We start from the raw sequence: 23404 nt of genomic DNA on the forward strand, positions 1-23404 counted from the left end.
CGCGTTAATTCGCGTCACCTTCACTCCATACGTCACGTAAGCCAACCGTCTGGTTAAATACCAGCGCTGTTGAGCTGCTATCCTTGCTATCCGCACAGAAATACCCAATCCGCTCAAACTGGTACGCTTGTTCCGCTTGAATGTGCTGCAAGCTTGGCTCGGCATAACCATGGCGCACCACTAATGACTGTGGGTTCAATGTACTAAAGAAATCGTCCTCAGCACCTGGGTTAGGAACTTGGAATAACCGGTCGTATAAGCGAAACTCTGCTGGTAACGCAGTTGCTGCCGCAACCCAATGAATAACGCCTTTTACTTTACGTCCATCCGCGGGGTCTTTGCCCAAAGTATCTGCATCATAAGTGCAGTAAACTGTGGTTACATTACCCTCGGTATCTTTGTCGCAACGTTCCGCTTTGATCACATACGCATTGCGTAAGCGTACTTCTTTACCGAGCACTAATCGTTTGTACTTTTTATTCGCTTCTTCGCGGAAGTCTTCCGCTTCGATATAGATTTCACGACTAAACGGAAGCTCACGCACGCCCATGCTTTCGTCATTTGGATGATTCGGCGCGGCGATAGTTTCTGACTCACCGTCTGGATAATTTTCAATCACAATTTTAATCGGGTCGATCACAGCCATTGCGCGCGGTGCTTGATGGTTCAACTCGTCGCGAATACAGGCTTCGAGCATACTCATCTCAACTTGGTTATCCATCTTAGTGACACCAATACGATGGCAGAACTCGCGCACTGAACTCGGTGTATAACCACGGCGACGCATACCCGCAATCGTCGGCATCCGTGGATCATCCCAACCACTCACTTTGCCCTCTTCCACCAGCAAATGCAGCTTACGCTTACTCATTACGGTGTATTGCAAATTGAGGCGAGAAAATTCGATTTGTTGTGGGTGACAATCAATGCTGATGTTATCTAACACCCAATCGTACAACCGACGGTTGTCCTGGAATTCGAGCGTACACAACGAGTGAGTGATGCCCTCAATGGCATCCGAGATGCAGTGCGTGAAATCGTACATTGGATACACGCACCACTTGTCACCGGTTTGATGATGATGAACAAAGCGAACGCGATAAATGACTGGATCTCGCAACACCATAAATGGGGATGCCATATCGATTTTAGCGCGCAAGCAGACTTCACCGTCTTTGTATTTGCCGGCAGTCATATCTGCAAAAATCTGCAGATTTTCAGCCACACTGGTGTCTCGATACGGACTATTCACACCCGGCTCTTTCAAGGTGCCGCGCATTTCCCGCATTTTCTCTTGTGAGCTAAAGTCTGCGTAGGCTAGGCCTTTCTCGATAAGCTCCACAGCGTAACCATGCAACTGATCAAAATAATCTGAAGAATACTTTGGCTTACCTTCCCAATCGTACCCCAACCAGCGCACGTCCTCTTGGATCGAGTTAACGAAATCAACCTTTTCTTTCAACGGGTTGGTGTCATCAAACCGCAGATTACAGGTGCCTTGGTAGTCTTCCGCGATGCCGAAATTCAGGACAATCGACTTAGCATGACCAATATGTAAAAAACCATTTGGCTCAGGCGGAAAACGAGTATGCACCTGCTGGTGTTTACCGCTGGCTAAGTCTGCATCAATGATATGCCGGATAAAATTACTACGGGGCGCGTCTGCTGCCATGAATGCGTTAACTCCACATGGGTCGTTGGTTCAAAAAAGATTCGCTATGATCGCAGTTTATTGCCGCACTGGCAAGGGTTTGGGGTGGTACGGGCAAACTTATCAAATGGTGTCTTGGCAAGAACTATGATGAGCCAAAAAACCGTTGGTACTGGCGCCATTCGTTTTGTGCTGCAGTCAATGAAACGAGGTTAAAAACTACTTCAGTACCTGCCGTCGCCTGACCGAGTAGGCAGCGAGAACGCCAGGTTACCGTGCCTATTTTTGGATATCCGCCCAGAGTTTGACGATCGACCAACATGATAATAGGTTGACCATCCGGTGGAATCTGAATGGCGCCCACAGGCAACGGTTCAGAGAGAATTTGGTCATGCTCCCAGCTGAGTGATTGTGGTCCTTGTAAACGCATTCCCATACGGTCTTGGGCTGCGGTGACTTGATAGGTTTGCGAGAAAAACTGCTCGCGAACTTGCTGCGAAAAACGCTCATACTGCCCGGCCGCTACTACGTCAATGATCAGTGGTTTGCTAGCGGATTGCGGTTGCAATAAATCGGTCCGTGGCCGCCGCGGTAACAATGCTGGTGCTGAGATAACAGGAGCAGACACGGCATCACCTGCCAACAAAGAACTACCATCGCCGCGTAAACCACCCAAGCGGTCGCGCTTCACGGTGGCAACGCTACCGAGCACTGCTTCAGCGTGAAATCCGCCACGCACTGCCAAATAGCTTCTCACTCCGTGCGGCGCAGCAGCAATGGTCAAGACATCCCCCGCCTCCACATCGAATACTAGCCAGGTAGGTAACCGGCGACCATTCAGTGCCACCTGCATCGGTGCGCCGCAGACGACCATTTGCGCTCTGCGCAGCACAGTCGCCTCGAAACCACCCAGTGTTATCTCGATTTGTGCGGCATCAACTGGATTATCGAGGAGCTTGTTAGCCCACAAAAACGCATATTCATCGACGGGTCCTCCGGAGGTGATTCCAGAGGCAAGATAACCACTGCGACCGCGATCTTGGAGGGTCGCCAGTAGCCCCGGTTGCTTAATTTCTAAGACTGGAGAAATCTTAGCCATGACCTACTTCTTGTCTGAGTCGGTTGAATGTCTTTAAGTCAATCGCGACAAAACGCACTTTATCGCCAGCCTTCAGTTGCGGAAGCGCCACAACTTGCCCAATCAGATTCCACCCACCCGGAGATTCCGTAGGATAGACAGAAGTCTGTTGATTGGCGATAGCGACGCTCAAAGCCGGAACCTTTTGCCGCGGTGTCTTGAGTCGCGGACAGCGAATGGCTGTCGGAACATCACCTAAATAGGCAAAGCCTGGAGCAAAACCTAACGCATACACATGGTACTGGGGTTGTTGATGCTGAGTGATAACCTCGTCAACCGTTAATCCAGCATGTTGGGCAACACGCTCGAGATCAGGCGCAACCGCGAGGTCATAACACACCTGTATTGAGTGCTCCGTGCCTGAACTGACAGTAGTTTGGGAGTCTTGTTGGTACCAATCCGATGGCGGCTGAATACGAGCCACAAAGGTCGCCTCGTCCACATTCATCGCATCATAGTAAATCAGTAAACTGGCGTAACTCGGCACGACTTCAACAATGCAATCATGATGCTGATCGAGCAGCCAGCCCGCCAAGGCATGCAGTTGCTCGTTACAGTCAATGGATAATGGCGAATTCCCCTGTTCATCCACGAGACTCAACATCACCGCGTTTTCCGCTGCGGTAGACATTTGGATGCGCGTTGACATCACCCTGCCGAGCCCTGAATCCGTTCCAGCGACTGTCGTATGGCCGCTACCGTGGCTACCGCCGCCGGATTATCACCATGCACGCAGAGGGTATCGGCGCGGATCATTAAGGGCTCTCCTTCGACCGTGGTGATCGATTCGCCTCGTGCAAAGCGTTCCGCTTGGGTGATAATTGCCGTTTGGTTATCCAGCACGGCATCCTCATAGTCACGTGACCGCAGCCGACCATCCTCGGTGTAACGACGGTCAGCAAATGCCTCAAACCAAAGTGAAACTTGATAGCGCTTCGCGATATCAGCATAGGGCTGTTGATCGATAGTCGCTAAAGTCATTAGCTTTAGGGGTTCAGGCCGCCAGCGGTTCTCTGCAGCAACAACCGCGACAACCTGTTCAAAGAGCTCTAGATTGGCCTGCATGTCGTTATACAAAGCGCCATGCGGCTTTACATAGTGAAGTACCGCATGTTGTGCCATACACAACCGATCAATACTGCCAATTTGTGCATGCAATACGGCGTTTAACTGTTGATCCGTGAGCACCATAGACTTACGTCCAAAGTTCTCACGATCAGGATAGGAGGGATGGGCACCAATGGTGACACCAAAATGGCGCGCTAACTCAATGGTTGCAGCCATCGTCGGCGCACTGCCTGCATGATAGCCGCAGGCAATATTCGCCAAATCAATATACGGGAATACTTCTTGATCGCTGGCAACCAATGCTAAATTTTGGCTTTCTCCAACATCGCAATTTAACAGCATCTATACTTACTCTTGGGGTGATTTAGCCGACTTTTTATCAGCCTTACCCTTATTATTTTGTGCTTTAGCTGCTGCAAACCGCGCATAGCCATAGACGAATAGATACAGACCTAAACCCATACTCGCCAACTGCAAAGGCGGTAACATCAATCCGGCTATTTGATGCGCGCCGAAAACAGCCGCAGCGCCCGTTAAGCCCATAGTGATTACACAGCCAGCAATATATGTGAGTGGTACTAACCAACTGTCGAAAATACGCACGCCAATTAACGTTACCAAAGCCCCCAGAATCAGACCCCAGGCGACTGGAACTCCCAGTTGATACCAGCCTAGCCCATAATCAATAATAACGGCTGTTAATTGCGCCTGCGTGGCGTTGTAGAACAATAACCCGACCAATCCGGCCAAAATAACTAATCGTAATTGCAGCGACATAGACTGTCCCACCGTCTCTCTTAGATTAATTGAGTAGCCACGCACTCAGCGCTACGACAATAATAATGATAGGTAACCAGAGTATCGGCGATTGCGCCAATGTAATGGGCTTGGTTTCTTCACGTTCCGCATTGGCATCAACCGGCGCACTCGGTTGACGAATCAGCCAGACCGTTCCCGCTATCAATAAACCGACACCAACATTACGCCATACACCAGAATCATCGCCAGCAGGAGTCAATACTGCCAACAAGAGTCCCGCAATAATCAGAGCTATTGCCCCTAAACGTTTTACAATACTACTGTTCATGGTTATTGATTTTTCCTTGTTTAGCGGTTTTACGCCAGTTTATAAAAAAGACCAACCAACCCGCGAACATCAAAACGATGCCGATGATAATGGTCACCCAGTTCTGCTCCCAGACGCCACTTAATAACGCCGCAAAACCGATTGCAACGACAAGTAATGGAATAAGCATACCGATACCCTCGCGTTGAATTTCCTACACATTACCGAATTCGTGGCTACGAAGAAAGTGCCGCAGCGCCCTATTCGACTATTGTCGCGCTCAATGCCATACTAATTCGCAGGAACTTAGGTCAGAACAAAAGATTAGATACCAGATACCGAGAGTCCAGTATGAGCCGAACGCCCGATGACAATACCCCAGAAACGTGTGAATCCGAGCATCGACAACTCGACAGCCGAGTGTTGGTCGCAAAACCACGGCCGTTAACGCCCGCCTTAACTGTCTATCGGATCCTCCCACAGAAACAATTACGCATGGTAGGTCCGTGGTGTTTCCTCGATCATTTTGGTCCAGTTGCTAAAGCAGACTACCAACAATTCGATGTCGCACCACATCCACATATAGGCCTGCAAACCATCACCTGGTTATTCTCGGGGCAATTGGTTCATCAAGATAGTTTAGGGTATGAACAACCCTTGCGCAGTGGGCAATTGAACTTAATGACCAGTGGCGAAGGCATTAGCCATGCCGAAATTGCGGATGCACAGCTCAGTGACCCCTTGCATGGTTTGCAGCTCTGGTCCGCATTGCCACCACTGCACGAACGCACCGAACCGCGTTTTGACCATTATCGGCAAGTACCACAGTTTACCATCGGCGATTGCACTGCAACTTTACTGGTCGGCGAATACCGCCAGCAAGGACAACATTATCAATCGCCTGCACTGACGTTTCATCCTTCGCTGGCGCTGATTATCAGCACTGCCCGAGCCACTGCTACCGACCTTCATCTCCAGGCCGAGTTTGAATATTGCATTTACGTATGTCGCGGTCGATTAGACTGCGCAGGAACTACGGTGCGTCAGCATGAAGTCATTCAGCTCGGTGCGAATCGTTCAGAACTGGCTATTGAACTCAGTGCCGATACCACACTCATGGTATTGGGCGGTGAGGCTTTTGAATTGCCCGTAAAAATGTGGTGGAACTTTGTCAGTAGTGATTTGGAGCGGGTAAAACAAGCGCAGCGCGACTGGAATGACGGGCATCCACGTTTTGGTGAGGTCGCACATTATCAAGGCGAGCGTTTGTTGGCTCCGGAGTATCCGCAATGATTACAGCGTTTGTGAGAATGACACGTCGACTCGGACTCTGGTTTTTGGCCGCAGGTATTACCGTAGCCATTATTTTTATTTCGGTATTTATTTATAAGTACACTGTGTTTGAGCCCGATCCACCGCCTCTAGCCGCATGCGAATCCTTACAAGTGGTGTTGACCGCTAACAATGGTGCCGAAGTACAGTTGCATGAGTGCAAACGCGGAGATGATAGCTGGCAAGGCTATGAGGTTTGGCTTCATGAACCACACAACCAGTATTGGCAACGCTTGCTCACAGCTGAATTAGACGGTTGTATGACCCTTGGCTTGGCAGACAATGGCGCGTTAGAGGTGTTTCATAGCGCTGGCCGTGGGCATTTGAACGTAGCTCGAAGTTCTGTCATTTATCGTGATGTCGACGGCAATCCACATACGTTGAGTATCAATACCGAACGTGTTGTGGACTGCCCTCTCGATTAAAAATCAGCCAAGTTTCATCACAATCTTGAGTGGTAGGCGTTTCATTAAAAAGGCTACCAAAGTCCAAGGCCAACCCGGGACATAGGCTTGTACTGGCTCTTTCTCAATGGCCTTAACCAGAGCCTTACAGCCAGTCTCGGTATCCACCATAAAAGGTGTGTTTTTCACCTTTTCATTAATTTCAGAGCGAATAAAGCCCGGCAATATGGTACTGGTTTTAATCTTCGAGCGAGACCGTATTAAGTCCGCTCGAATCCCCTCTGTTAGCGCCGATAAACCTGCTTTAGTCGCGGCATAAACCGTCATTGCGCGCGGCATCCCGCGAAGCGCAGAAATAGAACTCACCGTCACTAAATGGCCATCCCCTTGTTCACGAAAGATTTCGAGAGCGGCTTCACATTGTGCAACAGCAGCAACAAAATTAGTTTGCGCCGTTTGTACGTTGGCGTGGAAATATCCGGTACCTAAAGACGCCCCCTTACCCATTCCAGCGTTGACGATAACACGATCGATACTACCAAATTCCTCGCGAAAGGCTTTGAACACGCTAAAAACCTGATCGTGATCATTCACATCTAACGCTTTCACCGACACGCGGGTTTGCGGGTAATCCGCTTCAAGTTCTGTTTTCAGTGCTTCCAGACGGTCGGTGCGACGCGCACACAATGCTAAATTGCGGCCGAGCTTTGCAAACTCACGCGCCATGCCCTCGCCCAGTCCAGAGCTTGCACCGGTAATAATTATTGTTTGACGTACCATGCTTTATCCTTGCTTGATGAGCTTGCGCGCTCGCCAATGTAAATAATTCACCAAAAACCAGAAATTCTTGAACGCGGGGTTACTGGTCTGCTTATGGTGATAACGATAATAAATTTGTTGTGCGATAACACTCAGTCGGAATAATCCGAAGACTTCATAAAAGGTGAAATCACGGACATCGACATTCATTTTTGAGCAGTAATAATCAATCACTTCCTGCCGTGTAAACATGCCCGGCAAGTGGGTAGGCTGCCGGCGCGTCGATTGAGCAATCCGGTCGTCGTCTGCTTCAATCCAGTACGCCAACATATTGCCGACGTCCATCAATGGATTTCCCAACGTCGCCAATTCCCAGTCTAGGACTCCGATTATTTCGGTTGGGTCATTGCTATTGAGTACCAAATTGTCGAAGCGGAAGTCATTGTGGGTCATACAAATGGTTTCGTGTTGCGGTTGATGCTCTGCTAACCACCGCATAATGCCTTTGCCACTCGGCACGTTCCAAGTCTTGGCGCGGCGATAACGATCGCTCCAACCGCTCACCTGTCGCTCGGTATAACCTGCACCTTTCGCCAGATCGGTGAGACCGGCTTGCTCAATATCCACTTGATGTAGCTCAATCAAGCAATCCAATGCGCGTTGGCACAGGGTACGCGTTTGCGCTTCACTTAAGGTTAGCTCGCGCGGCATATTCTTCCGCGGGATAATGCCAGCGATGCGCTCCATGACATAAAATTCAGCGCCAATCACGGTTTCATCGCTGCAATGCAGGAGCATTTCGGGAACATGCGGAAACACTGGCTTCAGTGCTTTTTGAATGCGGTACTCACGACCCATGTCATGCGCTGATTTGGCCTTGGTTCCGGCAGGTGGACGCCGCAAAATCAAGTCAGCATTGTCGAACTGCAAGCGATAAGTCCAATTGGACGCTCCACCAGCGTATTGGGTAATGCGTACATCACCCTCTAATTGCGGCAACTGTTGCTTGAGATACGCCACTAATGGAGCTTCAGGCAGCGATTCACCATCACGCACTCGGCCGGCTTTATCTTCCACCGTCGCGAGATTGGTTTGGCTCATGACTCACGCTCCCGATATTTGTTCAGTTCAACTTTCGCAATAGTGGCGCGGTGCACAGCATCCGGACCGTCCGCAATGCGCAGTGCACGAGCAACTGCAAACAAACTGGTGAGTGGCACATCATGGGACATGCCCGCACCACCATATAGTTGGATGGCTTCATCAACCACTTGCTGTAACACACTGGGCGCTGCCAATTTGATCGCTGAAATCTCAGCGAGCGCTTTCATCGCCCCAACTTGATCGATTTTCCACGCTGCGTAAAACGTCAACAGACGCGCTTGATCAATAGCAACACGCATGTCAGCAACCCGTTCCATATTGCCGCCAAGTTGCAATAGCGGCCGCCCAAATGCAATTCGTTCTTGCCCACGCTGCATGTACAGTTGCAATGCTTTTTCTGCGGCACCTAAAGCGCGCATGCAGTGATGAATACGTCCTGGCCCTAGACGCCCTTGTGCAATTCGAAAGCCATCGCCTAAGCCACCAATTACGTTCTCCTTGGGCACTCGAACTTGATCAAACAATACTTCGCCGTGGCCGTATGGTGCATCATATTCACCAAAAGCCGGCAACATACGCTCAATGGTCACGCCAGGCGTATCCAGCGGCACAATCACCATACTATGCCGTTGATGTTTCGCCGCATCAGGGTCGGTTAACCCCATCACAATGGCGAACTTTGCATCGGGATGACCCAATCCAGTTGACCACCACTTGCGCCCAGAAATCACAACATCGTCGCCATCTCCAATAATACGAGCCTGCATGTTGGTGGCATCTGACGACGCTACATCAGGCTCTGTCATACAAAACACAGATCGGATATCACCGGCTAGTAAAGGCTGTAACCATTGTTGCTGCTGTTGTTTGGTACCAAAGTGATACAACACCTCCATATTCCCGGTATCGGGAGCATTGCAGTTAAAAACCTCTGGCGCTAACAAGCTATGCCCCATTACTTCAGCTAAAGGCGCGTACTCCAACGTGGTGAGTCCAGCCCCAAGGTCGTCATCCGGTAAAAAGAGATTCCACAAACCTTGCGCTTTGGCTTTGGCTTTCAACTCCCGCACCAGCGGTGGTACCTGCCATGTGCGCCAATCAGCCGAGCCGTTTAAGCGCCGACATTCCTTGTGATAATTCGCTTCATTCGGCTCAATATGCTCGCGCATAAATTGAATGAGGCGCTGCCGGTACTCGGTCGTTTTCGCACTTGGAGTAAAATCCATGAGAATCCTGCCTTGCTACTAAAGTTAAACGCATGTTTGAATGATTGTAGAGAGCCTGCTCGCAACATTCAATACGAATGCTCATTGTAATAGAGTTGCTGAGCGTAACTGGGTAGGCGTTCAACGAGAAAATCGACAAACACCCGTACGGCAGGTAATAAACCTCGTCGATAGGGATACACTAAATGCATAATTCCTAACGGCAAATTCCATTCCGGCAACACCCGCTGTAGTTGCTGCTGTTGCACCGCATCCGAACAGATGTAATTGGGTAAAGCCACCATCCCTTGGCCGGCAATTGCTGCTTCGCGGAGAACGAACATGTCATCGGTAATGAGTCGTGGTTGATAGCTGATACTCAGTTTATCGCCGCTGGTGTGCGTCAGCTCATAGCGGTAACGACCACTGCTATAATGCATCGATAACAACGGCACCTGCAGAATATCTAATGGGTGCTCGATAGCATGCTGATTGAGTAGAGCTGGTGAGGCATACAAGGTTGTCGGCGCTCGACTCAAGGTCCGTGCAATCAGCGAGGAATCTTCGATGGTCGGCCGCACTCGCAACGCAACATCGATGCCCTCCTCAATGAGATTGACCGGTTGATTGGTTACCCGCCAGTGAATCCGAACTTCAGGATAGAGCGCCATAAACTCTGGTAATAAATGCACCAATAAGCTCTGGCTAATCGCATATGGACACGACACATGAATATCACCTCGCGGCGTTTCCTGCACCATTTGTGTGACTTGCTGAGCAGCCTCTGCCGCCGCTACTAAGCTTTCACAATGTACCAAAAAGGCCTGTCCAATATCGGTCACCTTCAAGCCCCGCGTGCTGCGATGTAACAGCCGTACACCTTGCACATTCTCAAGTTCGGTCAAGCGTCGACTTAATGTGGACTTAGGCATGCCAAGCTCGCGCGCTGCCTCGCTAATACTGCCAGCGGCAACAGTTTTGGCAAACAACATATAGTTGGTCAAATCAGGCAGCATCCGCTCCTCCCGTAAATAAATCACAGTTTGTGTGTTTTATTCACCTTTCACTATTCACTATTTACTTGCTCTTTGTTCCATTATTGGAACGATTGATTCTAATTTAGCCTACTACCGCTATGAATGGAACAGTTTAGTATAGTCACCAGATTACACAGCGCACCTTTGGCTTCGGCCATTCTTTGTTTGGAGGTTGTATGAACATATTACATTTAGATTCTGGATTATTTATTGGCCAATCGGTCAGCCGCAAGTTAAGCGCAGGTATTGTTGAGCGTTTGCAGAAAACGGGCAGCCATGATGTGACCTATCGTGATTTAGTCACTCAACCTGTCCCGCATTTAGATGCTGAGACCTTGATGGATGGCGACAATGCTCTCAGTCAGGACTTGATTGCTGAGTTACAGGCTGCTGATATTATTGTCATTGGCGCTCCAATGTATAACTTCACCATTCCAACTCAGCTCAAAGCTTGGCTTGACCGCGTATTGAAAGCTGGTGTTACGTTCCAATACACCGAGCAAGGTCCACAAGGGTTGTTGACCGATAAAACGGTATACATTGCGTCAGGTCGTGGTGGTATCTATAGCAAGGGCGAAGCCGCAGCGATGGATCATCAGGAAAGCTACTTGCGTCAAGCGCTAGGCTTTATCGGGATTACCAATGTTCAAGTGGTTCGCGCAGAAGGCGTTAACTTAGGTGAAGAACCGCGTGAGCAAGCTCTGCAAGCAGCACAAGCGGAAATTGAGGCGCTCGTGTAGCGCCTCAACCAAAACACGTTAAAGCTGGGTGCTGTAATTAATCGGTACCCAGCGATAGCCCTGCTCTTCCTCACGTAAATGCCCGATGCCGGGGAATGCCACATGAGCTCCAGCTGCCCAGTAGCCTTGCTCAGCCACTTCCTCAAAAATCCGCTGGCGCTGAGCCAAAGCTTGTTCACTGTTGGTATCAAAGGCAATGGTAACCGTTGGATCTTCAAACTGAACACTGGCTACATGCATAATGTCACCCCACACCACGAGTGTCTCACCTTGACTCTCAACGTGATAAACACTGTGACCCGGCGTATGTCCGGGAGTTGGGTTCACCGTTACGCCTGATACCAGCTCATCACCATCGGCAAAGGTAACGAGTTGATTGCTGTCACGATAAGGTAACAAGGATGCCTGAGCACCTTGGAAAAAGCCTTTGTCACTCTCGGCAGCTGCATTCAAATTGGCTTCGCTCAGCCAAAAATCAGCATCATCTGCGTCCACATAGACCGTCGCTTGACTGAACACCTTCTCACCGTCGTGCATCAAGCCACCGACATGGTCAGGATGCATGTGCGTAATCAAAATCACGTCAATGTCTTCGGGCTTGTAGCCAGCCATCCACAGGTTATCGCGAAAGAATCCCAGCGTCGGACCGAATAATGAACCGGCCCCAGTATCAATCAGAATTTGTTGTTCACCTGTATCCACTAAATAGCCATTGACAGACGTCTCTAACGGACTTGCAAGAAAGTCTTCGGCAAGACGCTGTTGCACTGCGTCTGCGTCCATATGAAGTAGATCGTGTACTGGCAAGGTTACGGTGCCGTCGCTAATGGCGGTTACTTTAAAATCGCCGAGCGTCATTCGATAGAAACCAGGCGCTTGTTTATCGCCCTCTGATCCATCCATCGCTGCGACCGTTGAAGATAGAGTTAATGAGACAATAACGCCTACTGTGGTCAACACTTGCTTCATTGCTTTCATCTCCTGTCGTTAAACATGTTAATCAACAACTTAGTTTAGACAATGTACCGTCCGCCTGAGTATTTAGATCGCGCATAGTCACTATTTTTCAGATCAACGTAACAAGTTTATGGTGCACTTCGCAGCAACGCACTCGCAAATTGATGGTGGGTCAATTCCTCAAGCGTTTCTTGAAACACCGTATATTGTTCCGAATGTTCATTCGAGCGTGCTAAGAATTCCTGCCAAAAGTAATAGATCCCGAATGGATACTCGCGCAATAGAGCCTCATCAATTCGCTTAGCTAACAACATGCCGCATGCATAGTCTTGCCGAATCCTGTCATCCGGATTCGCTTCAGCACATAACCGCTCTGCACGCGCTAACCGCGATTCTAAATAGCTGGCGGACACACCGATACTCTCCAAATAGCGATAGGCCATCCACTCCGCGCTGCCTTCATGGATCCAAGCATGATCATTATCGAATAGATTGCGCTGATAGAGATGAGCAACTTCGTGAGCAAAAAACCACAAGGTGTCATTGACGAAGGTAGGCTCAATCATTCTGTCTTCCAGAGCCATACCATACCAATGCACGAACAGTTGACTGCCAATCACGCCCCCTTGGTTACCGTAACGCCCATTCGAGGTGCTGCTGTATGAGGCGAACACCATCGGCGCGGTTTCTAGGGCGCCTAAGCGCGCCGCGAAGTAATTCAACATTGGCTCCAGACTGTTTCGCAGCTCACTTTGTAACGATGCGGGAATACCTTGATCAATCAACAACGGCATTCCGCTTTGACTCGGCCGTTGTTCACCAACATAAACCATCAAACCGTCATCAGCACTTTCATACCAACTGAGTGCTTCAGTGGCAGATTCGGTGGGAATCACAATGGAATCAGTGGGTGCGCTTTGCATCGTGAAATAGAAGCGAAATTGGCCGGCAAATTCACAGGATTCAGGGCAAACTTTGAAACGACCGCTAAACCAAGCCATGCCACCATCCGAATAAGGCGAGAATGGCGCATAATCCTGCTCGAGATAGGTATAGGTTGGGGTCAATTCGAAACTAACAAACTGGAATGGCTGTTGATCGACGCGTTGAATATATTCATTACCATTTGCGGCAACAGCAATCATAAACTCGCCCGACTCAGGAGACCAACGAGCAACTCTGCTTTGATCTGGGGTACGAATAAATTCGAGTCGTGTAACTGGCTCTGCTAACTGGTATTGAACCCACCATCGATCGGTCAGATCCGTTTGTTCGCGGTACACATTCACATTGATTTGTTCGCGCGGCTGCTGTGCGTATAGGTATAGCGCAAGCACGCCTACTGCGCAGAAGAGCAACACTAACAACCGAATGGAACGATTCTGCATAGGTCCTCACCACGAACTGGTCGGTACGTCATTCACCTCGACTGTTGTCGGCGACTCATGACCACCCAAGCGATACCGCTGACAATTAAGACAGTGGCAATAAATAAACGCATAGTCAGTGCTTCGCTGGCAAACAACACACCACCCAACGTCGCCACTACCGGCACCGTCAATTGACAAACAGCGGCAATAGTCACCGTCAAATGAGGCAGCGCTAAATACCAAATGGCATACCCTACACCTGAGGTGAGACTGCCCGATAAGATCGCCAGCCAAATACCCTGAGCACTCCAGACAGAGTGCTCGATTGTCACTAGCAAAAGCAAGCCCAACAGGGGTAAGGTTCGCGTAAAGTTACTGGCTGTATCGAGCAAAGGCTGCTTCGAGCCGCGTCCAACCAATGAGTAGATGCCCCAACAACAGCCTGCTGTGATCATCAAAACAACCCCAAGTGACGAATCCGGCACACTTAACTGCGGCTGAATCAAATAAACAAATCCTATGAACGCCAATCCGACGCCAAGCCATTCACGCAACGTGACCCGATTACCCTGCCACCAGCCAATCAGCAGCATGGAGAGTTGTACCGAAGTAAACAGAATAAGCGCGCCAATGCCGGTTTCTAACGTGACATAAGCATAGGAAAAAGCGATGGCATAGCCTAACAATGCAAAAGCGCCACGCCAACTTCCACCGCGCGTAAACTGCCGTGGCCAGTGCCCACGAAGCGCTAGGATAAAACACAATGTCACAATCCCGGCGAATAGTCGCAACCACGTGAACGTCCCTGCATCAATCGCATCATCCTTGAGTGCCAGCCGCGCCAAAATGGAATTACCCGCGAACGCCACAATGGCGAGCACAGTCATCAGCACGAGGATGAGCGGACTTAACGGTCGTGTTTTAGTCACTGCTATGCGTGCTCAGCAGATAATCGAGACCACCAGTAATAGCTGCAACTTGCGCAACAATGCATTCTTCAGGGTTGGTTTTTGGGCTATCTGGGTATACCTCAGTAGTCGTCACATAAGGAGCATTGGTCATCCCCATACACAAACCCAGTGGCTTCGCAGCGTAATTAATGACTCCCGCTTGTTCCATTGGCACGCCAATAAAATTACCTTGATTGTCAGGTTCAGCAATATGCGTAATCGCACCAACGCAGCGAATGATAGCGCCTTGAAAATCAGCCTCTGGGCGGTCGGCGTCCCCCACTAAATAAAAGCCATCTGGAATATTCCAGTTGGTATTCACCTTCCCTTCTTTCGCTGCCAGCGCCGGGCGAAACTCCGAGTTATCGGTATCCGTCGTCTCATGCAGGTCAACATGCATGGCGAAAGGAGTCTCCAGTTGTGCCAGATACTGCATGGGCAACTCTGACTCCAGTACGCCGCTGCCAACCTTAAAGGAACGGTTCGGGTCAGCTGCAGCAGGATTCCAACGGTTGATGGTTTCATAGCCCCACGGACTCAAACAGGGAAACACGACAACATTGACGCGGTCTTCATAAGCGGTCGCAGTCGTTTGCAAGAATCGTAAAGCACCATGCACACCACTCGTTTCATAACCATGCACACCGCCAGTTACGACAATCGTTGGCAACTCTGGTTGCCACTGACGCGTCTTGACTACGAACAAATCATACCGCCCCACCGCATAATCAAGATGACCATAACACTCCACGGTAAACTGATCTTTTAACGCATCGATAGCAGTCACAACATCATCTACATAAGAGCGTTTCTTGTGTTGTTCACTCAACCATTGCTGCTTTTCCTCCACGCCCCAGGGTTGCCCTTTTGTGCCGATGTGATAGACAAATGCCTCTGCCATAGAATCCTCTTTTTTTGCGTTGCTGTTTCTGCTCTACTAGATGCTACTAGCGCTTATGGAATAAGCGTATCATGGTTCCGCCAATCACGGCAGCAGGAGATCAATTCAATGCGTATGATGGGACAACTGGCTTGGTTGTTGTTTGGTGGTATTGCTGTGCTGCTGATTCTTTGGTGGGCGCCAGATAAACCGGTTCAACAACTCTACACACAATACGCCCAAGCACCCTCGCAATTCGCTCAAGTGAATGGCTTAACAGTACATTATCGTATTGAAGGAATGACTACAGCAGCACCTCCTCTGATACTGCTGCACGGCACGTCAGCGAGTCTCCATACCTGGGATGGTTGGGTGAAAGAACTGCAGGATCAGCGCCAAATTATCCGCTTAGATTTACCCGGATTTGCACTCACCGGCCCACGCCAAGATGATGATTATCGCGTCGAAACCTATGCGAATTTTGTTGCTGACTTTGCCAGTGCACTTGGTATCGAGACCTTTGATTTAGGCGGCAATTCCCTCGGTGGTTTTATTGCTTGGAAAACAGCGGAATTTTATCCAGAGCGCGTTTCCCGGCTGATTCTTGTCGACCCAAGTGGTGGTTACGAGTGGAACCCGGAAGAATTACCTTTAGGTTTTCGCATTGCTCAAGCCCCAATCCTAAGCTATTCCATGGAGTATTTTACGCCTAAGTTTATGATTCGTCGCAGTGTCGAGAATGTCTATGGTGACCCAAGCTTAGTTACCGATGAGCTGGTTCAATTGTATTACGATATGACGCTTCGTGAGGGTAATCGGCGTGCCTTGCGACTGAGATTTAAATTGCAGCAGTCTCGCGATGAAAGTGAGACATTGCGCACCCTGAGCCAACCGACACTCATTCTTTGGGGTGGGCGTGACACACTTATTCCGGTAGCCAACGCACACAAATACGCAGCAGATATACCCAATAATGTTTTAGTGATTTTTCCAGAACTGGGTCATGTACCGCACGAGGAAGCTCCGGTTCAGACAGCCGATGCCGTCAGAGCTTTCTTACGCTAAAACGAAAAAAGCCACTCCGCATTCGGAGTGGCCTTTGTAGTCGTGAACACTAAACTAGGCTTACCAGCCTGTTTTTTCACGTAATGCTTTACCTATTTCTGCAAGACTACGTACAGTTTTGACGCCTGCTGCTTCTAATGCTGCAAACTTCTCATCCGCCGTACCTTTACCACCAGAAATGATAGCGCCCGCATGACCCATGCGCTTACCCGGAGGTGCAGTGACACCAGCAATGTAAGACACAACCGGCTTAGTGACGTTGTTTTTGATGTATTCCGCAGCTTCTTCTTCTGCAGTACCACCAATTTCACCAATCATGACGATCGCTTCGGTTTTAGGATCTTTCTCAAACATCGCTAAGATATCGATAAAGTTTGAGCCTGGAATCGGGTCACCGCCGATACCAACACAGGTAGACTGACCAAAACCTTCGTCAGTTGTCTGCTTCACAGCTTCATACGTCAATGTACCTGAACGTGAAACGATACCAACTTTACCTGGCTTATGAATGTGACCTGGCATGATACCGATCTTACACTCACCCGGAGTGATTACTCCTGGGCAGTTTGGACCAATCATCCGTACGCCTTTGTGCGTCAAATATTCTTTCACATACAGCATATCCAACGTTGGAATGCCTTCAGTGATACAAACGATCAGCTCGATACCAGCGTCTGCAGCTTCAACAATAGAGTCTTTACAGAATGGAGCTGGTACGTAGATAACTGATGCAGTAGCGCCCGTTTGTTCAACAGCTTCACGCACCGTGTTAAATACTGGCAAACCTAAATGCGTTTGACCGCCTTTACCTGGAGTTACGCCGCCAACCATTTGCGTTCCGTAAGCAATCGCTTGCTCAGAGTGGAACGTACCTTGGCCGCCGGTAAAACCTTGGCAAATAACTTTAGTATTCTTATCGATCAAGATAGACATTATTGACCTCCTGCCGCAGCAACCACTTTATCAGCAGCATCAGACAAGCTCTCAGCTGCAATAATATTGAGGCCACTTTCCGCTAACTTCTGACGACCCAATTCTGCGTTGTTACCTTCTAGACGTACAACTACAGGAACTTTCACGCCGACTTCTTCCACTGCACCCATAATACCTTCGGCAATCATGTCGCAACGGACAATACCGCCAAAGATGTTAACGAGTACGGCTTTGACAGCCTTGTCAGACAGGATGATTTTAAATGCTTCAGTAACGCGCTCTTTGGTCGCACCGCCGCCTACATCAAGGAAGTTTGCTGGCTGACCGCCTGCTAACTTAACGATGTCCATGGTACCCATAGCCAAACCTGCACCATTGACCATACAGCCAATGTTACCGTCCAATGCTACGTAGTTAAGTTCCCATTTTGCAGCTTGTGCTTCACGCTCGTCTTCTTGCGAAGGATCGTGCATTTCACGAATCTTCGGCTGACGATACAATGCGTTACTATCAATGTTGATTTTGCCGTCTAAGCAATGCAGGTTGCCTTGCTCAGTGATTACCAGCGGATTGATTTCCAACAACGCGAAATCATACTGCTCAAACATTTTGGCTAAACCAAGGAAAATCTTAGTGAACTGCTTCACTTGATCCGCGTTCAAGCCTAATTTGAAGCCAAGCTCACGACCTTGGTATGGCTGTGCGCCAACCGTTGGGTCGATGATCGCTTTCAGAATTTTTTCAGGCGTTTCTTCAGCAACTTTCTCAATCTCAACGCCACCTTCAGTTGATGCCATGAACACGATTTTACGCGTCGCACGGTCAACAACAGCACCGAGATAAAGCTCTGAGCCGATATCAGTCAAGCTCTCAACCAAAATTTTGGCAACTGGCTGGCCATTTGCATCCGTTTGATAGGTCACAAGGTTTTTGCCGATCCAGTTGTTCGCAAATGCGCGAACGTCGTCGAGGCTAGAGACCAATTTCACGCCGCCCGCTTTACCGCGACCGCCTGCGTGTACTTGGGTTTTCACTACCCAACGCTCACCACCAATTTTCTTTGCAGCTTCAACGGCTTCTTCCGCAGTGTCTACTGCGTAGCCTTCTGATACTGGCAAACCAAACTCTCTAAAAAGTTGTTTGGCTTGATACTCATGCAAGTTCATGATGCTCTTCCGATTCGTTTGAACAACTTAAGCAGCCACCGTGGCCACTACCCGAAAATCGCGCGCATTTTACAGCTTTGCGTGCGAAAAAGACAGCCGCCGGGAAGATTTCTCTTGGCGGCGGCTGTGTATTTTCTTTACACGTCTAACAACAGACGTTGTGGATCTTCCAGTAACTCTTTGATGGTTACCAAGAAGCCGACAGATTCTTTCCCGTCGATAATACGATGATCATAAGATAAGGCTAAATACATCATCGGTAGGATTTCAACTTTCCCATCTACCGCCATTGGGCGATCTTGGATTTTGTGCATACCCAAAATAGCGCTTTGTGGTGGATTTAAAATAGGCGTCGATAACAATGAACCAAACACGCCACCGTTGGTGATTGTGAAATTACCACCCTGCATATCGTCCATGGTCAATTTACCATCACGACCTTTCAGAGCTAAATCACGAATCCCATTTTCGATGTCAGCGATGCTCATTTTATCGGTGTCACGCAATACCGGTGTAACCAGACCACGCGGCGTTGATACCGCAATGCTGATATCGAAATAGTTGTGATAAACAATATCATCACCATCAATCGATGCATTGACGTCAGGGAAACGTTTCAGGGCTTCAGTCACCGCCTTCACGTAAAAGCCCATAAAGCCTAAGCGCGTATCGTGGCGTTCTTCGAATACGTCTTTGTATTTTTTACGCAAGTCCATGATTGGCTTCATGTTGACTTCGTTGAACGTTGTCAGCATTGCTGTGGCATTCTTCGCCTCTAACAAACGCTTCGCAATAGTCTTGCGCAGACGCGTCATTGGAACGCGTTTCTGGTCACGATCGCCCGCTTTCGCTGGTGCCGCAGCTGGCTGAGCAGCTGGAGCTTCTTTCTTACCACCGTCTTTCATGTGTTTCTCTACATCTTCCTTCGTGACTCGACCACCTTTACCGGTGCCCTTGATATCTGCAGCTTTCAAGTTGTGCTCAGCGAGTAAACGGCGCACCGCTGGGCCTGCGACATCGCTATCCGAGTCATCATCTGAACTCGACTCTGGTTCCGCTGCTTTGTCGTCACTTTGATTCGACTGAGCGTCAGCACTACCGCCTGCTTCAACGATACCAATCACGTCATCAGCACCAACAGTGGCACCTTCTTCGTGTTTAATTTCAGCTAATACACCATCAGCTGGAGCAACCACTTCAAGCACAACTTTGTCAGTTTCGATATCTACTAGGTTCTGGTCACGCTTCACCGCGTCGCCAGCCTTCACATGCCAAGTGGCAATAGTTGCATCCGCAACAGACTCAGGCAATGTAGGTACTTTGACTTCCAGCTTTTCACCACTGCCTGAACTTTTCGCAGCAGGCTTTGGAGCTTTCTCGTCCTTCGATTCGTCTTTTGACTCTTCTTTCGGCTCTTCTTTAGCGTCAGCTTTACCGTCTTGCTTCGAGTCAGATTTCGCGGCTGCGCCATCACCCTTCTCAAGCTTGCCGATCACTTCTTCAGCACCGACGGTTGCACCCTCTTCAGCGATAATCTCGCCAATGACACCATCTTCTGGCGCTACCACTTCGAGAACCACTTTATCGGTTTCAATATCGACCAAATTCTGATCGCGCGACACTTTGTCACCTGGCTTGACGTGCCAAGTAGCGACTGTTGCATCAGCAACAGATTCAGGGAGTTGAGGAACTTTTATATCAATAGCCATGGTCAAATATCACCTATTTAATGGTTAGCGCGTCATCGACTAATTGGGTTTGCTGTTTCGTGTGCTCTGACAAATAACCCACCGCTGGAGCAGCCGACGCCGCTCGTCCTGCGTAAGTCAATGCAGCACCCTTTGGAATTGCTGCCCAGAAGTTGTGTTGGCTACTGTACCAAGCACCTTGGTTCTGAGGCTCTTCCTGACACCAAACAAAATCTTTTACATGCTGATAATCTTTCAAAATTTCAGCAACTTCTTCAGCTGGGAACGGATACAACTGCTCTATCCGCACAATCGCAACATCGTCTTGTTCACGCTTGCGACGCTCTTGCAGCAGATCGTAGTACACTTTCCCCGAACAGAACACGACTCGTTTGACTTTCTTCGGCGCCAACTCATCCACTTCCGCAATAGCGTTCTGGAATACACCGGTTGTCAATTCTTCCAGCTCAGAAACCGCTAACGGATGACGCAGAAGTGATTTCGGCGTCATGACAATCAACGGGCGCCGCACTGGACGCAATTGCTGCCGACGAATCATATGGAACACTTGTGCAGGCGTCGTTGGCACACAGACTGACCAGTTGTGATCAGCAGACAGCTGCAAGAACCGCTCTAAGCGCGCAGAACTATGCTCGGGGCCTTGGCCTTCATACCCATGCGGTAGCAACAACGTGAGGCCACACAAACGACCCCATTTCTGCTCACCCGAACTCAAGAACTGGTCAATGACCACTTGCGCGCCATTTACGAAGTCGCCGAATTGCGCTTCCCACATCACCAGTGCTTTTGGCTCTGCTGTTGCGTAGCCGTATTCAAAAGCAACGACTGCAGCTTCTGAGAGTACGGAGTCATAAATTTCAATCTTGCCTTGGCCATCACGAATATTATTCAACGGCATGTAGGTCGATGCATCATCTTGGTTATGCAGCACCGCATGTCGATGGAAGAACGTTCCACGACCACTGTCTTGACCCGTCAGACGAATATGAACGCCTTGATCAACCAAAGTGGCGTAAGCCAAGGTTTCCGCAAAGCCCCAGTCGGCTGGCTTGTCACCGGCAGCCATTTTCAGGCGTTCGTCGTAAACCTTACCAACCCGAGAATGCAATGCGTGCGAGTCAGGAACCGTACTGGCTGCTTTCCCTAATGCTTTCACTTGTTCGAGACTGATTTTCGCGTCGTATTCAACGTTCCATTCGTTATCAATGAATGGTTTCCAGTCCGATGAATGACTCTTCATCTCACGGAATTCATCAACGACAATCTCACCCTTATCGAGCAAGTCGCGATAATCACTGACCAGTTGTTCCAGGTCTTTGTCTTTAATGACACCGTTGTTCAACAAGCGCTCAGCGTAAACTTCGCGCGGCACTGGATGCTGTTTCACTTTTGCATACATCAACGGCTGCGTAGCACTCGGCTCATCCGCTTCGTTGTGGCCATGCCGACGATAACAAACCAGGTCAATCATCACGTCGCGTTGGAACGTGTTGCGATAATCTAATGCTAACTGAGTGACAAACACCACGGCTTCAGGATCATCCGCATTCACGTGGAATATTGGCGCCTGCACCATCTTTGCAATATCCGTACAGTATTGCGTAGAGCGGCTATCTTCACGTTTAGATGTGGTGAAACCGACTTGGTTGTTGATCACAATGCGAATCGAGCCGCCCACTTGGAACGCGCGGGTCTTCGACATGTTGAATGTTTCTTGCACGATGCCTTGCCCAGCAATAGCGGCATCACCGTGAATGGTAATCGGGAGGACTTTCGAGCCTGTGCTATCGCCAAGGCGATCCATACGCGCTCGAACTGAGCCCATCACAACCGGGTTCACAATTTCTAAGTGCGACGGGTTGAACGCGAGCGCTAAGTGAACATCGCCACCTTTGGTCGCGAAATCAGATGAGAAGCCCATGTGATACTTCACGTCACCCGAGCCTTTATTAACCGCATGCTTACCGGCAAACTCGTCGAATAAATCGGCTGGCTTTTTACCCAACACGTTGACTAACACGTTGAGTCGGCCACGGTGGGCCATACCGATAACCACTTCCTTACTGCCTTGCTCACCGGCACGGTGAATCAATGCTTTGAGCATCGGCACCAAGCTGTCGCCGCCCTCTAAACTGAAGCGTTTAGCGCCAGGGAACTTAGAACCTAAATATTTTTCGAGACCATCTGCTGCAACCAACTCTTTAAGAATACGCTGCTGCAGGTCTTGACTGAATTCAGGACGCCCCAACACACCTTCTAAACGCTGCTGAATCCAACGCTTCTCGCGCGTGGAGACAATGTGCATATATTCTGCACCAATAGAGCCGCAATAGATTTGGTTGAGAGTCTTGTGAATATCACCGAGCTTCATCGTGTCTGTGCCAACGGCTAAAGACCCAACGTTAAATTCTTTATCATAATCGTCTTTCGACAATTCATGATGCTCGAGCGTTAAATCTGGAACTGTAGGCTGCTTCCATAAATCGAGCGGGTCCAGATTCGCATGCTGATGACCGCGGAACCGGTAGGCATTGATGAGCTGGAGTACTTTGACTTGCTTTTGATCGGGCGCTGCTGCAACCGCGGTTCCAGCTTGCTTAAACTTATTTTTTGCAGCTTCACGAAATTGTTCGCGAATCGTGCTCAGTTTGGTATCTGCACGACCGTCATCGCTCGGCAACTGATCAAAAAAGTGGCGCCATTCGTCGCCTACCGCCGTTGGATCGTCAAGGTAAACCTCAAATAGCTCCTCAACATAGGCCATATTACCACCAGCCAGGTGGGAGGATTCTAGCCAGGCTTGCATTACGCCATCTTGCATCGCTGTTCCTTCACACTCGTTTCACAAAAAAATAGCCATCCGGGCTGGA

Annotated in this window: 23 protein-coding genes; 4 read left to right on the top strand and 19 right to left on the bottom strand. The window is 49.4% G+C overall.

The window, feature by feature from the left end:
* Nucleotides 1–4 precede the first annotated feature (4 nt).
* The 7 genes from glnS to ACN0S4_RS05795 form a co-directional block, all read right to left on the bottom strand.
* A complete protein-coding gene (gene glnS / locus ACN0S4_RS05765) occupies nt 5–1672 on the bottom strand; it encodes a glutamine--tRNA ligase (protein WP_417656759.1) in 1668 nt (555 codons plus the stop codon).
* Nucleotides 1673–1796: 124 nt separating this feature from the next.
* Nucleotides 1797–2750 carry a biotin-dependent carboxyltransferase family protein gene (locus ACN0S4_RS05770; RefSeq protein WP_417656760.1) on the bottom strand — a complete coding sequence of 318 codons (954 nt, stop codon included), beginning with the start codon at nt 2748–2750 and terminating at the stop codon, nt 1797–1799.
* Nucleotides 2743–3420: a 5-oxoprolinase subunit B family protein gene (locus ACN0S4_RS05775; RefSeq protein ID WP_417656761.1), complete on the bottom strand. Its 678-nt coding sequence runs from the start codon at nt 3418–3420 to the stop codon at nt 2743–2745. The genes ACN0S4_RS05770 and ACN0S4_RS05775 overlap by 8 nt, the downstream gene beginning before the upstream one ends.
* A gap of 17 nt (nt 3421–3437) precedes the next feature.
* Nucleotides 3438–4199: a 5-oxoprolinase subunit PxpA gene (locus tag ACN0S4_RS05780; RefSeq protein ID WP_417656762.1), complete on the bottom strand. Its 762-nt coding sequence runs from the start codon at nt 4197–4199 to the stop codon at nt 3438–3440.
* A gap of 6 nt (nt 4200–4205) precedes the next feature.
* Nucleotides 4206–4634 carry a hypothetical protein gene (locus tag ACN0S4_RS05785; RefSeq protein WP_417656763.1) on the bottom strand — a complete coding sequence of 143 codons (429 nt, stop codon included), beginning with the start codon at nt 4632–4634 and terminating at the stop codon, nt 4206–4208.
* Between the two features lie 25 nt (nt 4635–4659).
* Nucleotides 4660–4944, bottom strand: coding sequence for a hypothetical protein (locus tag ACN0S4_RS05790; RefSeq protein ID WP_417656764.1), 285 nt, complete (start codon nt 4942–4944; stop codon nt 4660–4662).
* A complete protein-coding gene (locus tag ACN0S4_RS05795; RefSeq protein ID WP_417656765.1) occupies nt 4934–5113 on the bottom strand; it encodes a hypothetical protein in 180 nt (59 codons plus the stop codon). Before ACN0S4_RS05795 ends, ACN0S4_RS05790 begins: the two co-directional genes overlap by 11 nt.
* Before the next feature lie 161 nt (nt 5114–5274).
* Here ACN0S4_RS05795 and ACN0S4_RS05800 point away from each other — a divergent pair, with 161 nt between their 5' ends.
* A complete protein-coding gene (locus tag ACN0S4_RS05800; RefSeq protein WP_417656766.1) occupies nt 5275–6216 on the top strand; it encodes a pirin family protein in 942 nt (313 codons plus the stop codon).
* The gene (locus ACN0S4_RS05805; RefSeq protein WP_417656767.1) at nt 6213–6680 is read left to right on the top strand and encodes a hypothetical protein; all 468 of its coding nucleotides are present in this window, start codon (nt 6213–6215) and stop codon (nt 6678–6680) included. The genes ACN0S4_RS05800 and ACN0S4_RS05805 overlap by 4 nt, the downstream gene beginning before the upstream one ends.
* Nucleotides 6681–6683: 3 nt before the next feature.
* Here ACN0S4_RS05805 and ACN0S4_RS05810 read toward each other — a convergent pair whose 3' ends face one another.
* The 4 genes from ACN0S4_RS05810 to ACN0S4_RS05825 all read right to left on the bottom strand — a co-directional run bounded on the left by ACN0S4_RS05810 (nt 6684) and on the right by ACN0S4_RS05825 (nt 10743).
* Nucleotides 6684–7439, bottom strand: coding sequence for an SDR family oxidoreductase (locus ACN0S4_RS05810; protein ID WP_417656768.1), 756 nt, complete (start codon nt 7437–7439; stop codon nt 6684–6686).
* Nucleotides 7440–7442: 3 nt separating this feature from the next.
* Complete coding sequence (locus ACN0S4_RS05815; RefSeq protein WP_417656769.1) at nt 7443–8519, bottom strand: phosphotransferase family protein; 1077 nt, start codon at nt 8517–8519, stop codon at nt 7443–7445.
* A complete protein-coding gene (locus ACN0S4_RS05820; protein WP_417656770.1) occupies nt 8516–9748 on the bottom strand; it encodes an acyl-CoA dehydrogenase family protein in 1233 nt (410 codons plus the stop codon). Before ACN0S4_RS05820 ends, ACN0S4_RS05815 begins: the two co-directional genes overlap by 4 nt.
* Before the next feature lie 68 nt (nt 9749–9816).
* Nucleotides 9817–10743, bottom strand: coding sequence for a LysR family transcriptional regulator (locus ACN0S4_RS05825; protein WP_417656771.1), 927 nt, complete (start codon nt 10741–10743; stop codon nt 9817–9819).
* Nucleotides 10744–10940: 197 nt separating this feature from the next.
* On the opposite strand from ACN0S4_RS05825, the gene ACN0S4_RS05830 reads away from it, so the two are divergent.
* Nucleotides 10941–11504 carry an FMN-dependent NADH-azoreductase gene (locus ACN0S4_RS05830; RefSeq protein ID WP_417656772.1) on the top strand — a complete coding sequence of 188 codons (564 nt, stop codon included), beginning with the start codon at nt 10941–10943 and terminating at the stop codon, nt 11502–11504.
* A gap of 18 nt (nt 11505–11522) precedes the next feature.
* Here ACN0S4_RS05830 and ACN0S4_RS05835 read toward each other — a convergent pair whose 3' ends face one another.
* The 4 genes from ACN0S4_RS05835 to ACN0S4_RS05850 all read right to left on the bottom strand — a co-directional run bounded on the left by ACN0S4_RS05835 (nt 11523) and on the right by ACN0S4_RS05850 (nt 15682).
* The gene (locus tag ACN0S4_RS05835) at nt 11523–12473 is read right to left on the bottom strand and encodes an MBL fold metallo-hydrolase (protein WP_417656773.1); all 951 of its coding nucleotides are present in this window, start codon (nt 12471–12473) and stop codon (nt 11523–11525) included.
* Between the two features lie 116 nt (nt 12474–12589).
* Nucleotides 12590–13849, bottom strand: a complete 1260-nt coding sequence (locus tag ACN0S4_RS05840) for a hypothetical protein (RefSeq protein ID WP_417656774.1) — start codon at nt 13847–13849, stop codon at nt 12590–12592.
* 32 nt (nt 13850–13881) lie between these two features.
* Nucleotides 13882–14760 (bottom strand): DMT family transporter, encoded by an 879-nt coding sequence (locus tag ACN0S4_RS05845; RefSeq protein WP_417656775.1) that lies wholly within the window; start codon nt 14758–14760, stop codon nt 13882–13884.
* On the bottom strand, nt 14753–15682 hold the full coding sequence (locus tag ACN0S4_RS05850) for a M14 family metallocarboxypeptidase (protein ID WP_417656776.1): 930 nt from the start codon (nt 15680–15682) through the stop codon (nt 14753–14755). The genes ACN0S4_RS05845 and ACN0S4_RS05850 overlap by 8 nt, the downstream gene beginning before the upstream one ends.
* Before the next feature lie 108 nt (nt 15683–15790).
* Here ACN0S4_RS05850 and ACN0S4_RS05855 point away from each other — a divergent pair, with 108 nt between their 5' ends.
* Nucleotides 15791–16726 (top strand): alpha/beta fold hydrolase, encoded by a 936-nt coding sequence (locus ACN0S4_RS05855; protein ID WP_417656777.1) that lies wholly within the window; start codon nt 15791–15793, stop codon nt 16724–16726.
* Nucleotides 16727–16786: 60 nt separating this feature from the next.
* On the opposite strand, the gene sucD is transcribed toward ACN0S4_RS05855, so the two are convergent.
* The 4 genes from sucD to ACN0S4_RS05875 form a co-directional block, all read right to left on the bottom strand.
* The gene (gene sucD, locus ACN0S4_RS05860; protein ID WP_169929586.1) at nt 16787–17659 is read right to left on the bottom strand and encodes a succinate--CoA ligase subunit alpha; all 873 of its coding nucleotides are present in this window, start codon (nt 17657–17659) and stop codon (nt 16787–16789) included.
* Nucleotides 17659–18825: an ADP-forming succinate--CoA ligase subunit beta gene (gene sucC / locus ACN0S4_RS05865; protein WP_417656778.1), complete on the bottom strand. Its 1167-nt coding sequence runs from the start codon at nt 18823–18825 to the stop codon at nt 17659–17661. The genes sucD and sucC overlap by 1 nt, the downstream gene beginning before the upstream one ends.
* 137 nt (nt 18826–18962) lie before the next feature.
* Nucleotides 18963–20534: a 2-oxoglutarate dehydrogenase complex dihydrolipoyllysine-residue succinyltransferase gene (gene odhB / locus ACN0S4_RS05870; RefSeq protein WP_417656779.1), complete on the bottom strand. Its 1572-nt coding sequence runs from the start codon at nt 20532–20534 to the stop codon at nt 18963–18965.
* Nucleotides 20535–20547: 13 nt separating this feature from the next.
* Entirely contained in the window at nt 20548–23355 is a 2808-nt protein-coding gene (locus ACN0S4_RS05875; protein ID WP_417656780.1) for a 2-oxoglutarate dehydrogenase E1 component, read from the bottom strand.
* Nucleotides 23356–23404: the final 49 nt, after the last annotated feature.

This window comes from Pseudidiomarina aestuarii (assembly GCF_048263735.1).
Lineage (GTDB): Bacteria > Pseudomonadota > Gammaproteobacteria > Enterobacterales > Alteromonadaceae > Pseudidiomarina > Pseudidiomarina aestuarii_B.

What these genes read in the sequence shown, in the direction of transcription:
- glnS (WP_417656759.1), bottom strand. Translation starts at nt 1,672, where the DNA reads ATGGCAGCAGACGCGCCCCGTAGTAATTTTATCCGGCATATCATTGAT.
- ACN0S4_RS05840 (WP_417656774.1), bottom strand. Translation starts at nt 13,849, where the DNA reads ATGCAGAATCGTTCCATTCGGTTGTTAGTGTTGCTCTTCTGCGCAGTA.
- ACN0S4_RS05815 (WP_417656769.1), bottom strand. Translation starts at nt 8,519, where the DNA reads ATGAGCCAAACCAATCTCGCGACGGTGGAAGATAAAGCCGGCCGAGTG.
- ACN0S4_RS05855 (WP_417656777.1), top strand. Translation starts at nt 15,791, where the DNA reads ATGCGTATGATGGGACAACTGGCTTGGTTGTTGTTTGGTGGTATTGCT.
- sucC (WP_417656778.1), bottom strand. Translation starts at nt 18,825, where the DNA reads ATGAACTTGCATGAGTATCAAGCCAAACAACTTTTTAGAGAGTTTGGT.
- ACN0S4_RS05875 (WP_417656780.1), bottom strand. Translation starts at nt 23,355, where the DNA reads ATGCAAGATGGCGTAATGCAAGCCTGGCTAGAATCCTCCCACCTGGCT.
- ACN0S4_RS05800 (WP_417656766.1), top strand. Translation starts at nt 5,275, where the DNA reads ATGAGCCGAACGCCCGATGACAATACCCCAGAAACGTGTGAATCCGAG.
- ACN0S4_RS05770 (WP_417656760.1), bottom strand. Translation starts at nt 2,750, where the DNA reads ATGGCTAAGATTTCTCCAGTCTTAGAAATTAAGCAACCGGGGCTACTG.
- ACN0S4_RS05790 (WP_417656764.1), bottom strand. Translation starts at nt 4,944, where the DNA reads ATGAACAGTAGTATTGTAAAACGTTTAGGGGCAATAGCTCTGATTATT.
- ACN0S4_RS05775 (WP_417656761.1), bottom strand. Translation starts at nt 3,420, where the DNA reads ATGTCTACCGCAGCGGAAAACGCGGTGATGTTGAGTCTCGTGGATGAA.
- ACN0S4_RS05825 (WP_417656771.1), bottom strand. Translation starts at nt 10,743, where the DNA reads ATGCTGCCTGATTTGACCAACTATATGTTGTTTGCCAAAACTGTTGCC.
- sucD (WP_169929586.1), bottom strand. Translation starts at nt 17,659, where the DNA reads ATGTCTATCTTGATCGATAAGAATACTAAAGTTATTTGCCAAGGTTTT.
- ACN0S4_RS05785 (WP_417656763.1), bottom strand. Translation starts at nt 4,634, where the DNA reads ATGTCGCTGCAATTACGATTAGTTATTTTGGCCGGATTGGTCGGGTTA.
- odhB (WP_417656779.1), bottom strand. Translation starts at nt 20,534, where the DNA reads ATGGCTATTGATATAAAAGTTCCTCAACTCCCTGAATCTGTTGCTGAT.
- ACN0S4_RS05850 (WP_417656776.1), bottom strand. Translation starts at nt 15,682, where the DNA reads ATGGCAGAGGCATTTGTCTATCACATCGGCACAAAAGGGCAACCCTGG.
- ACN0S4_RS05820 (WP_417656770.1), bottom strand. Translation starts at nt 9,748, where the DNA reads ATGGATTTTACTCCAAGTGCGAAAACGACCGAGTACCGGCAGCGCCTC.
- ACN0S4_RS05795 (WP_417656765.1), bottom strand. Translation starts at nt 5,113, where the DNA reads ATGCTTATTCCATTACTTGTCGTTGCAATCGGTTTTGCGGCGTTATTA.
- ACN0S4_RS05835 (WP_417656773.1), bottom strand. Translation starts at nt 12,473, where the DNA reads ATGAAGCAAGTGTTGACCACAGTAGGCGTTATTGTCTCATTAACTCTA.
- ACN0S4_RS05780 (WP_417656762.1), bottom strand. Translation starts at nt 4,199, where the DNA reads ATGCTGTTAAATTGCGATGTTGGAGAAAGCCAAAATTTAGCATTGGTT.
- ACN0S4_RS05830 (WP_417656772.1), top strand. Translation starts at nt 10,941, where the DNA reads ATGAACATATTACATTTAGATTCTGGATTATTTATTGGCCAATCGGTC.
- ACN0S4_RS05810 (WP_417656768.1), bottom strand. Translation starts at nt 7,439, where the DNA reads ATGGTACGTCAAACAATAATTATTACCGGTGCAAGCTCTGGACTGGGC.
- ACN0S4_RS05805 (WP_417656767.1), top strand. Translation starts at nt 6,213, where the DNA reads ATGATTACAGCGTTTGTGAGAATGACACGTCGACTCGGACTCTGGTTT.